The 17,920-nt window shown below is 28.7% G+C and carries 7 protein-coding genes; 1 reads left to right on the top strand and 6 read right to left on the bottom strand.

Annotation, left to right across the window (positions count from 1 at the left end; genetic code table 11):
• Positions 1–6 precede the first annotated feature (6 nt).
• The 6 genes from AC07E4_RS11895 to AC07E4_RS11870 all read right to left on the bottom strand — a co-directional run bounded on the left by AC07E4_RS11895 (position 7) and on the right by AC07E4_RS11870 (position 14,278).
• A complete protein-coding gene (locus AC07E4_RS11895; protein WP_040328289.1) occupies positions 7–888 on the bottom strand; it encodes a carbohydrate ABC transporter permease in 882 nt (293 codons plus the stop codon).
• Complete coding sequence (locus tag AC07E4_RS11890) at positions 888–1,958, bottom strand: ABC transporter ATP-binding protein (protein WP_040328288.1); 1,071 nt, start codon at positions 1,956–1,958, stop codon at positions 888–890. The genes AC07E4_RS11895 and AC07E4_RS11890 overlap by 1 nt, the downstream gene beginning before the upstream one ends.
• 314 nt (positions 1,959–2,272) lie before the next feature.
• A complete protein-coding gene (locus AC07E4_RS11885) occupies positions 2,273–2,932 on the bottom strand; it encodes a class II aldolase/adducin family protein (RefSeq protein WP_040328287.1) in 660 nt (219 codons plus the stop codon).
• A gap of 28 nt (positions 2,933–2,960) precedes the next feature.
• Positions 2,961–4,016: an S-methyl-5-thioribose-1-phosphate isomerase gene (mtnA, locus tag AC07E4_RS11880; RefSeq protein WP_478216502.1), complete on the bottom strand. Its 1,056-nt coding sequence runs from the start codon at positions 4,014–4,016 to the stop codon at positions 2,961–2,963.
• A gap of 766 nt (positions 4,017–4,782) precedes the next feature.
• Positions 4,783–5,994, bottom strand: a complete 1,212-nt coding sequence (mtnK, locus tag AC07E4_RS11875; protein ID WP_478216501.1) for an S-methyl-5-thioribose kinase — start codon at positions 5,992–5,994, stop codon at positions 4,783–4,785.
• A gap of 205 nt (positions 5,995–6,199) precedes the next feature.
• Complete coding sequence (locus AC07E4_RS11870) at positions 6,200–14,278, bottom strand: DUF7507 domain-containing protein (protein ID WP_478216500.1); 8,079 nt, start codon at positions 14,276–14,278, stop codon at positions 6,200–6,202.
• Between the two features lie 194 nt (positions 14,279–14,472).
• On the opposite strand from AC07E4_RS11870, the gene AC07E4_RS11865 reads away from it, so the two are divergent.
• Complete coding sequence (locus AC07E4_RS11865) at positions 14,473–17,910, top strand: COG1361 family protein (RefSeq protein WP_478216499.1); 3,438 nt, start codon at positions 14,473–14,475, stop codon at positions 17,908–17,910.
• The last annotated feature ends 10 nt before the right edge of the window (positions 17,911–17,920 follow it).

Here is a 17,920-nt window from a genome sequence, read left to right as displayed (position 1 = left end):
TTTCACCTACTTAGATATTCTTTTCAATACATAATTTTGGATTAATGTAAAAATTAAAATTAATATAAACAAGATAACTGCAGCTGCCATACCTTGGCCATATCTATTTTCAACATAGAATTTATTAAATATATAAAACACTGCCGTAGTAGCACTATCTGCAATTCCAGCTTTTCCATTAAATATTGCAAATACTTGAGCATATACTTTAAATGCATTGATAAAATTAATCATTAATAAAAATGTAATTATTGGTATCATTTGTGGTAAAGTTATTCTAAAGAATTGCTCTTTTTTTGTAGCGCCAAACATATCTGCTACTTTATAATAATTCGGCTCAACATTTCTAAGTCCTGAAAGTAAAATAATTATATTAAATGCTAATCCTGACCATATACCAAATATAATTAATGTTGTCATACTCATATTAGGGTCATCTAAAAAATTAATTGGACCTAAATTGAATATTCCCAATATATAATTTACAAATCCATAATCTCCATTTAATAAAAATCTAAATACAATACCAACTGCAATTATACTTGTTAAATATGGTATAAAGAATATGGTTTCTGAAAGACTTTTATTCTTTATTTTTTCATGTATAGTTATTGCTATGAACATTGCAATAATAAGGCATACTGGAACAACTATAAATGCATAAGTTGAAGTATTAAATAATGCTGTATGAAACTTAGGGTCACTTAAAACTATTTGAAAATTTTTAAATCCATTAAACTCAAGATTATTTAATGTTCCTTTTTGGAATGCCATTATAAAAGTTTTCATTAGAGGTAATACACTAAATATTCCTATTATAATTAATGTAGGTAAAAGAAATAACCATGCTTGTGGTGAATTTTCAGCTCTATATTTAAATTTTTTCATTAGTACACTCTAACTCCATTCTCATTGAAAATATAAATACTGTCGTATGTAATATCTAGTCCAATTTCATCACCTTCATTAATTCTACTAGTTATATCTGTAATTGATTTAGCATTTATATCACTAACATTAAAGTTAATAATACAATCTTTACCTATTAATTCCACTGATTCAACATTTACTTTAAATAATGGATTTTCACTTATTTCCAAATATTCTGGTCTAATTCCTACATAATATTTTTTTTCATTTAGTTCACCCTTAAATCTATCTTTTTTCAATAAATTAACATCTATTGAAAAATCTTTAGACTTTAACATTTCTCCTTCTTTTTCCATTTCAAAAATATTAATTATAGGGTTTCCCATAAATTTTGCAACAAAAAGGTTTGTTGGCTCTAAATATAAATTTTGCGGAACATCAAATTGTTGAACGACACCTTCATTCATAAGTACAATTCTATCACTTATAGATAATGCTTCTTCTTGATCATGAGTAACAAATATAGTAGTAATACCTATTTCTTTAACAAGTCTTCTGATTTCTTCTCTTATCTTAAGTCTAAGTCTTGCATCAAGGTTACTTAATGGTTCATCTAACAAAAGAACTTTTGGACTTTGTACTAACGCTCTTGTAATAGCGACCCTTTGTTGTTGACCACCAGACATTTCTCCTGGTTTTTTATCAGCTAGTCCTTCAATACTTGTAATTTTCATGAATTTTTCGGATATCTTTTTAGCTTCATGCTTAGATATTTTTTTCTTTCCAACTGTTAGAGGGAACATTACATTTTCTAAAACTGTCATATGTGGATACAATGCATAGTTTTGAAATACTAGTCCGATATTTCTGTCTTTTGGATGTTTATCAATAACTGATTCATTATCAAATTTGATATCTCCACTGGTTGGATCTAATAGTCCTGCTAAAAGATTTAATATTGTTGTCTTTCCGCAACCACTTGGTCCTAATAAACAAACAAGTTCTCCCTCATTAATTTCAAGATTGATGCTTTTTAAAGCTTCATAACCATTACCATAAACTTTTCTTAGTTTTTCAATCTGTATCATATTTCACCTCTATTATTTTTAACATTTATTTAATACTTAAATAAATAAATTTTAATTACACTAAAAAAAAAGCTTGCTTATATAATATATCTTGTTTCGACATTTTTTGCACTACTCTTTTACATTTTCTTTTATTTATTAACATAATTTTAATATAATCGAAATATATGCTGTACAATATAATAACTTTTCCAAATTTCTAACACTTCCTTTATACTTTTATATTATTTGTATTTTTCTATTATCTATGTACTAATATTAATTCAAAAAAAATTCCACTAATAATTGTGGAATTTTTAAAATTTATTTTCACTTTAATAATTTACTTCAGCTGGATACTTCCAAACTCCAAGTTCTTCTTTAGGTATTAATTCTGGTTCTTGTCCTTTGTTTATTTGAAGTGTTCGGTAATATATTTCTGCAATTTCTTCTACATATGCAGCTTTTAAGTATGCATCCTCAATATCTTTCTCTGAAACTGTAATCACACCATGATGTGCCATTAAGCATGCATTATCTTTTTTTATTATCTCTATAATACTTTTAGCAAGTTCTGGTGTTCCAGGCCTTTTATATGGCGCTACTTTTATTCTTCCACTACCTCCAATAACATTGACAATTTCATATACTATAGGTGGAATTTCCTTGTTTAAAACAGAAAATGCTGTAGCAAATTTTGAGTGTGTATGCACTATAGCTTTTACATCCTTTCTACATTTATATGTCTCTATATGCATTAGCAACTCACTAGTTGGTCTTACTTTTTCATTTACTTCTAATAAATTTAAATTCATATCTACTACACATATATGATTTTCAGTTAATTCTTCTCTTGAAACAGCTGAGGGTGTTACTAAAATATATCCTGATTTTTCATCTCTTATACTAAAGTTTCCTGATTTATGTTTACATAAACCAGCTTCATCTGCCTCTTTAGCTATTTTTACTAATTTTCTTTTCAAATCTTCTAACATAGCTTTACCCCTTTTACTTAAATTACCCTTATTTATTATTTAATAATTTGTATAAGTTTTCGTCAAAAGGAGGATATACAATTCCTTTTTCTGTTACAATAGCTGTTATATTTTTATTTTCTGTTACATCAAATGATGGATTATATACTTTTACATCTTTAGGAGCTGTCCAAACACCAAATCTACATGTAACTTCTTTAGTATCTCTTTCTTCTATAGGAATGTCTTTCCCAGTTGCAGTGTTTAAGTCTATGCTTGGTGTTGGTGCTGCAATATACATTGGAATATTAAAGTACTTAGCTAATATAGACACACCATATGTTCCAATTTTATTTGCAGTATCGCCATTAGCGGCTATTCTATCACATCCAACTATAACTGCATTTATTTTCCCCTCCGCCATAACTACTGCCGCCATATTATCTGTAATGGTTGTTACATCTATCCCTGCCATATTAAGTTCTAATGCTGTTAATGTAGAACCTTGTAGTCTTGGCCTTGTCTCATCTGAATATACTTTTAAATTCCACCCCTTTTTCTTTGCAAGATACATTGGTGCTGTTGCCGTACCATATTTTGAAGTTGCAAGTTGCCCAGCATTACAGTGAGTTAATATTCCCATACCATCCTTTAATAGTGTAAGTAGATTTTCTCCAATAGCTTTGCATATTTCTATATCCTCTTCATGAATTGTCTTAGCTTCATTTCTTAGTGCTATTTTTATATCTTTTATAGGCATTCCTTTTGATTCTTTAGCCTTCTTAAGCATTCTATTAACTGCCCATGAGAGATTTACAGCAGTTGGTCTACTTGAATTTAAATAGTCAGCATCTTTTTTAATTTCTAAATAGAAATCTTCAAAAGAATTTTCTGTAGCTTTCTTTGCTGCAAAATACATTCCATATCCAGCAGTAACCCCTATAGCTGGTGCCCCTCTAACTATCATATTCTTTATTGAAGAGTACACACCTTCTACTGAATTATAATTTATATATTCAATTTCATTTGGTAACTTTGTTTGATCTAATAAAATTAATTCATCTTTTTTCTCATCCCATTTAATAGATAATAGATCTTCCTCCATATAAAATCCCCCTATTCTTTAAATTCACTATTTATTGCCCCTCCCTGAGACTTTATTATATATAATTCCTAGTTTTCTATTTGGAAACAGTTCACAATTATCAATTATGGCGAATATCCCTGCTACAATGTTTTATTTGTGCTTCAAATAAAATTAATATAATATTTATCCGTAAAAACTCATTTTCGAGAATAAATTCACCATTATAATATTCTTACTAAATATAGTTTTAATAGTAAATATACTTTAAAATGATAATAATTTCATTTTCCATCTTCTATTCCTATATTCCAAGTTCAAATTTAAAATAACATCTTTCTCAATTGAAAAACTTTTTTTATTTCATCAAGAAACAGGAATTATTTAAATTAGTATTTCTTTAAAAATTGATTTAGAAACTCTTATTAATTTGTTTTTTATTTTCAAGACCTGAACCCAAGGACGGGTTCAGCGACTGCCTAGACAGGACATCGAGTGAACTAAATTTAGAAATATGCAATTGGAAATTCAATGTATATTTTTTATAAATCAAGGAAGTAATTCGCATCAATAATGGAATTTTATTAATGTGAATTGCTAACGAAGAGTTATGAAAAATAGACTAGAATTTAATTACATAGCTCTGAATTTAGTTCACTAATAGCCGTTTAGTCTTGGAAATAAAATGGCAAATTTATTAGAGTTTCTTTGAAATTTTTATGAATAACGTTTTAAATAATTTCTGTTTCTTGGAATACTACTATTCTCATTTAATATTTGAATAATTTCATTTTTCAGCTTGGAACCCTATATAATTTATAAATTCACTAAAAGAATTAATTTCATTTCTAGTAAGAATTAATTTTTTAGCTATCTTAAGTCCTAATATTTGTGCTTTAGCTCTAAGTTTTAAGTCTTCTATTTCATCTAAATCTTGGACATGTGCCATTCCTATAATTCTTCTCATAATTTCACATGAGCAAAATCCAATAGTTTCATGTAATAAATTTTTTATATACTCTTCTTCATATCTATCAATTTCAGTTATTACATCCTTAGATTCATTGTTCCATAAATAATTTAAATTTGCCAAAAATTCTTCCCATATTTCAGTACATAAATCTAATAGATATTTTCTATAACTTATTATTTCATTTTTAGACTTGTCCATTCTTCCTTCCCAAGATACATAATTTAGTAATATGTTGGCAAATAATAATCCTATATCATAACTATATGGTCCATAAAATGCAAACTCTGCATCAAAAACAACAGATTTACTTTCATCTATAAAAATAGAACCTGTGTGCAAATCTCCATGCAGTAATGCTTCTGACTTAGTCATAAATATTGTTTTTAACTTAGCTGTTTCAAGTCTAAGTTTATTTGAATTCCATATCTCACTTACAACAAAATCCTTAATATTTTCATTAATTTTATTATCTTTAGCATCCATATAAGGATTTGTAAAAACTAATCTTTCAGTTATATCACAAAGTTCTGGACTTATGAACTTTTTCATGTTTTTTTTCTTTTCCATCGGTCCCATTCCAAAGTCAGATGTTAAAAATAAGTTTCTAGCCATAAATTTACCTATTTGTTTTGGAAAGTTAGGATATTTTTGCATACCCATAAGACCTCTTCTTAAAATAATCATATTTTTTAAATCTTCCATAACAGTTAGTGCATATATATTATCATGATGATATACTTTGGAAACAGTACCTTCACAAACTGAATTTTGACATTTCATTGCTTCATATTCAATTCTATTTCTATCTAATGTTAATTTCCAACCATCTCCTGCTATTTTTAAATAAGGTAATGCTTGCTTAACAATTATTGTTTCATTTGTATTTAAATCTCTTACTCTAAACACATAATTTAAATTTCCATCACCAATTTCTTTACTAACAATTTCATGGTTTTCTGGGAAAATACCAAATTCTTTGATATATTCTACAATTAAAGCATCATTCATTTCTTTATAAGTGTTCATTAAATACCTCCATTCTACTTACCTCATATTGAAATAGTTTATAAATCGTAATAATTTCAAATTTAAGTAACAATATTTTTTAATTTCAATTTAGAATCATACATATTATTGTTCATAATTAAATTTATTCTTTAATCATTTATTTATTACATAAAAAAGCCCCCTTAATAACTTAAGGGAGCATATTTCTAATTAAAAGTTAAATTTAACATAAATCTATAACTTGAACTTTATAAACTACTGTTATAATTTGGCCTGGTGTCATTGTATTTAAACTAAATCCTGCTGAAGGATTATAATCTGGATATGATACTCCATTTACAGTTACTGAACCTAATACAAATGTTGAATTATGAGGAGTTTGATCTAAGAATACAACATTTGTCGCATCTACATTGCCTATATTTGTAACTGTAACTGTATAGGTTAATTGTTCACCTATAGTTGCATATTGTTTATTTACTGCTTTTGTTACACTTAAATTACCATATGCTATATTAGTTATAACAATATTAGAATAAGTTGTTTGACTATATGGTGGTTGTTTTGGATCTACCACAAATTCAAATGTGACAACAGCTTGGTTTGTTACTTGATTTGTTGCTGGTACTGAAATTACTGTGACTACAAATGATACTGTAACTACATTACCTATTCCTATATCACCTATATTAAATCCTGTAGTTGGGTTATAGGTTGGCTGAGACACATTATTAATCTTCACAGATCCAGCCTTAAAACTTACTCCAATTGATGGTGTATCCTGGAAGAATACATTATTATCAATAACATTTCCTACGTTTGTTAATGTTATTGTGTAAGTTAATTCATCTCCTATTGTTGCTATTGATTTATCTACTGTTTTAACTACATTTAACTTACCTAAAACTACATTTGTTGTTACAGTATTACTTGTTTGAGTTGTTGTTGTTACTGATCCACTTGGATCTATCTTATAACTAAATTGAACTAAAGAATTATTATTTACATATGCTTGGGTTGGTAATGCATTTATCTTAGCATTAAATGCTACAATTACACTTTGACCTGGAGCTAAATTTGATAATTCAAACCCAACTGTTGGGTCTAATGATGGATATACTACACCATTTATACTTACTGTTCCAGATATATAAGTTAATTCAGATTGTAATATATCGCTAAAGAATAAATTAGTTGCATTCACATTTCCTGTATTCACTATTGTTGAAGTGTAAGTCACTGTATCATTAACTTTTGCATACATCTTATCTACAGTTTTAGTATTTGATAAACTTCCTATATTAACATTAGTGGTTACAGTGTTTGATGTTGCAGTTATTGGATAAGTTGGTCCTTGTGGATCTACATGATATACTCCATTTGATATAGCATAGTTTGTTACTTGTGGTGGTGCTGGAAGTGTATTTATTATAGCTTGGAATTGAACTAAGGAAGTCACTCCTGCTAAAAGGCTATTTGGTAAATTAAATCCTACTGTTGGATCATAACTTGGATAACTTACTCCATCTATTGTTACTGTTCCTGCTTTAAACAACGCACCATTTGATAAAAAGTCTGTAAAGAACATATCTGAAATACTTGTATTTCCTGTATTCTTAACTAATACTCCATAATTCAAAACACCTTGTAGTGTTGAATAAATCTTGTCAACAGTTTTTGTTGCAGTTAAACTAGGCATTATTATTATAGTAGATACTGTATTTGATTGCGCAGTTTTACTATAATATTGTTCATTAGGATTTACCTTATATGAAAATGTTCCTAATGCATAGTTTAATACTGATGAATGAGTTGGATTTGCTATAACTGTAGCTGTAAATACTACTGTAACATAATTTAATGTTTCTATATTCCCTAAACTAAATCCTACGTTTGGATCATAATCTGGCTGAGTTACACCATTAATTTTTACAGAACCTCCATTAAATGTTACATCAGATTGTAAACTATCTGTAAATATTACATTGTCTGCCCTTACATTTCCGGTATTAGTAACTACTACTGTATAAGTTATTACATCTCCCATTGTAACATAACTTTTATCTACACTCTTATTAAGAGTTAATGATCCTACATTTATTTGAGTTGTTACAGTGTTAGAGCTCGCTGTACCTGGTATATCTGGTCCATTAGGATTTATACGATATACATAACTTATATTAGCTATATTGCTTACTAATGAAGGTGTTGGTAATGAAGTTACAGTTGCATCGAATTTAACAACTACAATATCACCAGATATTATATTTCCTAAACTAAAACTTGTATAAGGATCATAACTTGGATAAGATGTTCCATTTATTGTTACTGACCCTTGAACAAAAGTTAATCCATTTGGTATAACATCTCTAAAATTTACATTTTTAGCTACTGTGTTACCTGTATTATTTACACTTACTGTATAAGTGACTAAATCACCTATAGTGGCATAAGCCTTGTTAACTGCTTTAGTAGCTGTTAATGATCCTATATTTATTACTGTAGTTACTGTATTACTATTTCCAGTTTTAGAAATTGGTGGATTAGATGGGTCAATATAATAATTATAGCTATCTGTTGAATAGTTATAAATAGTGTAATCCATTGGTAATGTTTGTACTGTTGCAGCAAATGTAACTACAGTACTTCCATAACCAGGTATATCATCTAAACTAAAGCCTATATTTGGATTATAACTTCCATAAGTCACTCCATTTATTTTTACTGATCCATTTATAAAGCTAGCATTTGATTGTACTATATCCTTAAATAATACATTAAAACAATTAGCATTTCCTGTATTATTTATGGTTATTGTATAGTTTAATATATCACCTATTGTTGCATATGCTTTATCTACTGTTTTTGTAGCTGTTAAATTCCCTAACTTAATAAGTGTTGTAACCTTGTTAGAAGTAGCTACAATAGTCACTGGATTATCTGTTGGTGTTAATTTATAAGTGAAAGTAACATCCGCAGTGTTTTCTACTTTACCACTTTGTGGAAGAGAATCAACATGAATACTGAATGTTATTGTATGATATTGATTTGGTATTAAATCTGACAAATTAAATCCTGTGTTTGGATTAAATGCTGGCTGTGGGATACCATCAACAACTACTGTTCCAGCATTAAATGAAGTTGAATCTGGTATTAAATCCTTAAAATTTAAACTTGTTGCATCTACTGAACCAGTATTTTGAACTAATACTGTATATGCTATATTGTCTCCTACTGTTGCATATAACTTATCTACTGACTTAGTAACTGTAAGTTCACCTGCAGCAACATAAGTTTCAGTTGTATTAGTATTAATTGTAGCTGTTATAACTTCTGCTCCTACAATATAATCATAATTTACAGTAGCATAGTTATAAATTATATTATTTGCAGGTCTTGTATTTATTTTTGCTGAAAATACTACTGTTGTAGTTGCGTTACTTAATATATCATCAAGATTAAATCCTATATTTGGATTATATCCTATCTTCTGACTTCCATTTATATATACAGAATCAGTTATAAAAGATATATTTGAATCTAAAATATCTTTAAAGAATGCATGTTGAGCCGTAGTGTTTCCTTCATTCTTTATATCTATTGTAAAAATTAGAGTGTCATTTATTTTTGCTATTGATTTATTTACAGATTTATTTGCAGATACTATTGTGTCATAAACATATACTGTAGTTGTGTTAGATGTCTTAGTATTAGTTGTAGGACTTCCATTTGGATCTACATAATATGAGTAAGTCACATCTGCACTATTTAATAATTCATTATTCTTTGGTATTGAATTAGCTGTTACATCAAAACTAACTATAGTTTGTTGTCCTATTGGTATATCATCTAAAGCAAATCCTGTATTTGGGTTATAATTTAATTTATTAACACCATTTACATATACAGAACCTGTATTGAATGAAGATTCAGTTTGAACAATATCTTTAAATAATAAATTTTTTAATATAGTGTTTCCTGTATTTGCTATAACAAAACTATAGGTTATTATATTTGTTAATCTAACAATAGTTCTATTAGCAGATTTAGTTACTGTTAAATTACCTAAGTTAACATAAGTTGTAACAGTATTACTAGTTACACTAGATGATATATATTGTCCATTAGGATCTATTTTATATTGATAATTTATAATAGATGCATTAGTTATATATCCATCATTTGGCACACTATCAACAGTAACATCAAAAGTTACTGTAACATTCTTATTTGAATTTATAGTTCCCAATGTGAATCCAATATTAGGATCATAATTTGGATATGATGTTCCATCTATTTTTACTGATCCTGATACAAAAGTAGTATGAGTTGGAACTGTGTCTATAAAATTTGTATTTGTTATATTTACATTACCATTATTAGCTATTACTGAAGTGTAGGTTATGGCATTACCTACTGTTGCATAAGTTTTATTTACACTTTTAGTGTTAGTAACTGACATATTATTTATATTTGTAGTTACGGTGTTACTTGTTAAGCTTCCATCCACATAAGGTGATGTTGGACTTAATTGATATTTAAATGCAATATGAGCACTATTGTCAATCTTAGGTGGTGTTGGAACACTTGTTACTGTTGCTTTAAACATAACAACTACATTTCCACCTGGTAAAACATTACTTATTATAAAACCATTATTAGGATTTGCATCTGGTTTACTTACACCATCTACTACTACAGAACCAGATAAGAATGTTGCTCCAGCTGGTATTATATCTGTAAAGTTAACATTAGTTAAAGTTACCGTACCGGCATTAGCTGCTATAACTGTATAGTTTAAAACATCTCCTATTGTTGCATATGCTTTATCTACTGCTTTAGTTAAAGTGGCATTATAAGTGTTTATAACTGTGGTTACTGTATTACTTGTTGTAGTTTTAGTTATTGGCTGACCATTTGGATCTACATAATAGCTAAATGAAGTTGTTGCATTATTCTTTATAGTATTTGGACTTGGTAAACTATTTACTATTACTTTAAACTCAATAGTTACAACTTGACCATATTCCATTGATCCTAAAGTAAATCCTATTTGTGGATCATAATTTGGTTTACTTATTCCATTTACAATTACAGAACCTTGTACAAATGATGCTTCTGATTGAATAATATCTGTAAATAAAGTATTTATTGCAGTTGCATTTCCCATATTTGTTGCTGTAAATGTGTAAGTTAAAGTTTCACCTACTGCAGCATATAGTTTATCAACATTTTTAACTATATTCACTTGTGCATAAGGATCATAAGTTTTAACTACATTTGAATATACAGTCTTTGTTATTATTGGACTATCTGGATTTTGTTTATAACTAAGTGTAACCTCTGACATATTTGGTATATATCCTACAGGTGGATTATTTGCTATAGAAACACCAAATACTACTGTTGTGGTATCCCCTGGATTCATATTTGGAAGTGGAAATTGATTATCTGGATTAAGCTCTGGATAATTAACTCCATCTATATAAACACTGCCTTCATAAAATGATAAATATATTCCTGTAAAATCTGCAAATTTCATATTAGTTAAAGGTACTGTTCCTGTATTTTGTATAGTTGTTGTATAAACAAGAAAATCACCAACTTGTGCATAAGTTTTATCAACTGTTTTAACTACAGAATACTGTGCTTTATTTATAACAGTTTGAACTGTATTACTAAAAATTGTATTTGATATTGTGCTTCCGTTAGGATCTGGTTTATAACTATATACTAAGCTAGAACTATTATATATTATATTAGGATTTGGAAGAGTATTAACCTTAGCTGCAAAAGTAACTTCTATAGTGTCATCAGCACATACTGTACCTAGTGTAAATCCTTGATTTGGATCATATGATGGGTATGGTATACCATTAATGGCTACTGACCCAGATACAAATGATGCTTCTGATTGTATAACATCTAAAAATACAGTATTAGTAGCATTAATATTTCCATTATTACTTACATACACTTTATAATATAAAGTATTTCCTATTTCTGCATAAGATTTGTCTACACTCTTAACTATATTCATACATACATAATTAGCTATTGTATCAACTTTATTAGAATCTTTTTCTCCATTTATAACAGTTCCACCTGGTGATATTTGATACTTAAATGGAATGTTTGCTATATTTTCTATTAAATCAGCTGGATTAATGCTATTTATTAAAACTTTATATTCTACATTTGTGGTTTGCTGAGGATTTATAGGTGCTTGTAAAGTAAATCCATCAAATGGATTTAGTACTGGTTCTGAAGTTCCATTGACTTTTACACTTCCAGTAACAAATGATGCACCTGGTATTGTTGGCTCTAATACTTGAACATTACTTGCTGGAATATTTCCGATATTAGTTAACGCTAAGTTATAAGTTACTGTATCTCCTACCTTAGGATAATTGTTATTGTTACATCTTTCACCTATTACATCTACATATTGAATTTGAATTGACGTAACATTACTTGCTATAGTTCTTTTTCTTTCATATCCATATTGATTAAATATATATCCAAAAGTAATAAAACTTACATTAGTTACTTTAGTTGATGCTGGTAATGAGATAACTTTAAATTGAAATACTATCTCAGTACTTGCTCCAACTGATAAATTAGGTAATGAAAATCCCACTACTGGATCATAATCAGAATAATTTGTTCCATCTATAACTACAGTACCTGTAACAAAGGAACAACTTGCATCTATTTTATCTTGGAAAAATACGTCTTTAGCAAGTTCAGTACCCACATTGCTTATATTTATGGTATAAGTTACTATTTCATTTACACTCATAGTAGTTTTTGAAGCTGCTTTAGTTATTGCTAATAATCCATCTTGTACTATTACATCCATGGTATTTGTTTTACCATAGTTAGTTATTGTATCTATACCTGAAATAAATTGATAATTGTAGTTTACAAATTGATGTAATAACCCACCTGTTGGTACAGAGTTAATTCTAACTGAAAATAGTACATTTTTAACAGCTTTAGCATCAACAGTTCCTATATTAATTCCATTAATTATATTCGCTGTAGGATTTGATACGCCATTTATTGTAACTGAACCTGGTATAAAAGTAGTTGCTGAATTTATTGTTGCAGATAATATAACATTACTAGCTTGTATATCACCATCATTTTTTACTTGTACTGCATAAACTAATACTTCTCCAACTTCTGCATTATATTCGTTATCACCATCTATATCATATGCATCCAATGTGGCTATTATATTAGGTGCCTTTGCTAATACCTGGGTTCCTAATGCTACTAATTGAACACCATCCCCTACTGAACCTTCTGTTATTTGTCCTGCTAATATTGTTTGATTTGTTACTAATGTTTGAGATATATCTACATTAGTTATATCCCATTTATTTCTTCCTCCTAATTTTTGAATAGGAACAAAACCATCATTATTATTATTTCCATTAGTTCCATTAACATTTAAAAGTCCATTGCTAGAATTTAATGGATCTGCTACATTAATTACACCTGAGAAAAAACTATTTCCTGGGTTGTTTGGAGCTGTTCCTGGATTAGGATTAGGACTATTTACTATATTACCTATATTACTTAATTCTGCAAAAGATGGACCTGCAGACACAATTTCAACACCATTAAGGGGCACTCCATTTGCACATGCCATAAAAACATTACCTTTTAAACTTGATTGACTTGAACTAGTTGTAAAACCTGTAATAGTTGTCTGTAATGGCGTATCTGGTGTTGCTACAGCTATACCTGAATTATAAATAACTTTCTGTGGTAAAAAAGCATTGTTTCTATATACAACTGATAGTGACCATCCACCTCTAGAATTGCTTAATCCTGTATTTGGTATACTTATAGGAACATTTGATACTGTATAATTTCCAGATAATGCAGCCTGTACATAATTTGTTACATCTGCACCTCTATATCTATCTATAGTTCCAGAATTTGAAGTGTAACTATCAGTGTACTGAGGTGTTATTTGATAAGTTCCTTTTGATGTTGTAAATGACACTGGATTATCTTGTATACTTCTAAGGTCAGTAGCACCGGATACATTGCTTTTTACAGTTGAATACCATACAAGTTCAGCATAAAGTATTGTGCTATTAGTTAATATATTTAAATGAGCAGTACTTCCCGCCTGGGTCCAATCTCTTGTTGTAGAGCCATCTGGTTTAATAAGGTCAGAAGTATTTACAACTGGCTCAGTTGAACTTCCACAAACCATAAAACTATTTCCAGTAGCTACTAACATGGCCTTATCAATTGCTGAAAATCTTTGAATTAGCGCCATTATATTACCTCCTGTTTTTGTATTTTTTAAATACATTTTGAAGGTCCTATTAAAAAACCTTATTATATAATATTACACAAAAAACTTTTAGTGATTATTTTAAGTGAAATTAATGGCTACTTTTGTCTTATATTTTGTCGCATAAAATCGGATTTTGAATACAATGTAACATGTAAATTTTAAGGGGTGATACTATGCCTTCTAATATATTAAGTATGAGTATAGATAAAACTCAAAACATTCCCATAATAATTGGAAATACCTCATCATTTGATATAAGTATAAAAAATCTTAGCTCTACTCAAAGATTATATAACTTAGGGATTTCATTAACATTGCCTGATGGCATGACTCTTTCAACATCTACTATACCTCAAACCTCTAGCATTACTAATGCAGATAATAGCACTACCTATTCATGGGTAAACATAAAGGATCTTGCACCTATGGAGGTAAACTTTAAATTTAACATTACAGTAAAATGTAACACTAAGTTTAAAAATGGAACTACAGTTCCTTTTGGGTATAGCTTTTCTGGAATAAGTGTATCTTGTAGTCTAGACACTATGCCTAGAGGATTTTATGACATTGGTAATGAAGTTATTACTTCCCAGATATCTATGACTTATGTAACTGTTAGATTTACTAGTACTATAACCACAGCAGGAAAAGTTTTAAAAGGCGCTGGAACTTCTCTTTCTTTAAATGATTATACTCAAGTAACTACAGCTACCTGTAAATTTTCTAACAACTCAATTTCATCTTCCCTAGTAAATATATCTATATTATTAGATGATGGAATAAGATATATAGGAAATATTACAACGTCTGGTACTGATGCTTCTAAATTTTTAACTCCTACAATAAGCACAGTTAATATTAATGGTAAAATTTATACTCAATTATATTTTGGCAATATTAATCTTTCCATAAATAGTAGTACAACTTTAACTTTTAGTTATGCCGTATGGAATAAGTATAATAATAATCAGGGAAATTATATATATCATGGTACTATGTTAAATATGTATATTAATATGACAGCTGCTGATTCTATTATTTCAACTTCAGATAGTAGTACTAATTTTTTAGCTATGGATTTAATAATAACTACTTCTATAAGTAAATCTACTGTGGATGTACAAACAAATGTAACTTACACTTATGTATATAAAGTTGGACAATACTACAATATTCAAGATATTATAGTTCATTATTTCTTGCCAGATGGAATATTCTATATTTCTAGTTCACAAACACCAACTTCTGTAGTAGATAATCCTACTATGCAAGGTTACTATTTAACTTATAATTTTCCTTTAGCTACTCAAAATTCTACAAAAACAGTAACTATTAATGCAAAGGTTGACAGCTACTATAGATATAAAAAAGATACTCAAGGACTACCTTTACCTGTTGTCGCATATGACCCATTTTTAGCTACTACTGATATACTTGGAACTCTTGTAACATTATTAAATCAAGTCTCTGATAATGCCAGTGTTACTTCTAGTATAGGTATAGGCTCTATAACAAAACAATTTATTAAAGGTTATTATAAAGATGGAACTCCTAAAACTATAAACTCCTTAGCACCTGGAGATTCTGCTGAATATACCTTAACCTACAACGCTTCTACTTTGAAAGCAATTCAAAAGCAGGTTTATATAGATGACTTTTTTCCATTATCAACAGATCCTATAGATAATTTAAATTATATTTATACAGGTATTAATCCGGTTAGTTCACCACAATTAATTAGTCCTCACGGTGTTGATTTTTACTATGGTGATCTTTTGGGTTTATCATCAGGTACTATTAATTTTAAAGTGCCTATTGCCACTCTTGGATCATCTAGTCAAAATATAAATTTAATGAAGCTAAAAGGAATAAACACTTATGGATATGCTTATAGCAATCGTTCACAAGTAACCATTAATATAGGTACTCCAAATTTAAGCTTAACAAAATCTGTATTTGGCCCTAATAAAAACGCTATACAATCAAATGAAATTTACACTTATTCGGTAACTATAAGTAATTCAAATAATTTGGGCACTGAAACAGATGCTTTTGATTTCACACTTAGCGATACTTTATCTGATAACTGGTTTACACTTGATACAAATAGCCTAAATGTTTCTGGCTCTGGAAGTTTTAATGCTCCTGTAGTTCAAGGTAATAATATATCTGTTTATATTAATAAATTAGCTCCTGGACAATCAATAACTTTAACTTATAAAGTTATTATAAGTCCAACTCTTGCTCCAGGTGTTAGCATAACTACTACAGCTAGTAATACTAATCCATATTCTCAAGTATATAATTCTAGCTCCACTAATTTTCAATATAGCAACTTGATAAAAAATGCATCTGTAACATTATCATCACTTGCTATAGCACTTACAAAAACTAACTTTGCTGATACTTTTAAAGTTGGTTCTCCAATAACTTATACACTTACAGTAACTGTGCCACAAGGTACTATTGCATACGGACTATATGTGAAAGATACTTTACCAAGTGGTGGACAAGTTTATTTAGGACCTTCTTATAAAGATGGTATTCTTATTACTCCTACAGTTTCTTCAAATATAGTTACTTTTCCTACAATTGGAACTGTAGATGCTCGAACTTCAACTAAAACTATAACCTATATTATGACTGCCAAAATAAGCAATGCAACAAAGACTGTTAATTCTATAACCTCAACACAAACTAATACTATGCAATGTTTATATCAACAAACTCAAAGTGGAAGTTTTTTAACTCTTAGTAAAAGCTTAAGTATAACAGTAAATCATCCAAATTTAGTCTTAACTTTAAGTGCAACAGATAAAACAAATTCCACTAGTTATACTCAAACTGCTAATATAAACACCAATTCTATAATGCAGTTTAAATTAATTTTTCAAAACAATAGCATTATAAATTTATCTAACGGAACTATAGAAATTCCTATAGCTAACAACTTTTTATTTGTTTCCATAGATACTGCTGTATTATGTAGTGCAATTTATAATTCATCATCAAAAAAAATAATTATATCTGTACCTACATTAACTCCATCAACACTAGGTTATGTTATGTTCACTGTAATACCTCAATCTACTTTAAGAGCTGGTACTACTATAAATACTCAAGCAACTGCCATATCTTATTATAATGATATATCTCCTACTAAAGTATATAGTGGTGAAAAAAGTAATATTTTAAGTTGTATTTTACCTCCAGGTGTTTCTTTAATGCCAAATCCTTTGTATCAAATAGATGATTCAACTGCATTTATAGTTACTCCACCTGGAAATACTGCTATAATTCTTGATTACTTTAAAAATATTGGCGGTGGATATGATGATTTTACTTTGATAATACAAAAAGTTGCTATTCCTTATAGCTTATATATTGACGATATAAAAATAGCTGATATATCTAAAAATACACTTTATCAAGCAGATTTATCTGCAATGTCAAATTTAGCACCTAATACTTCTAAAGTTATAAAGATCACAGCTACTATTCCTATAGGAGAGTCTTTGGGAGTTAGATATGATTTTACGGTTACTACAAAATCTAAAACTAGTCCTTATCCTGAAAAAACAGTATTAAATATAGATCCTCATCCATTCTAAAAAAATAACA

It is taken from the genome of Clostridium amazonense, from assembly GCF_056431285.1.
The sequence above is the reverse complement of the archived record's forward strand: the minus strand, read 5'-3'. Positions and strand labels throughout refer to the sequence as shown.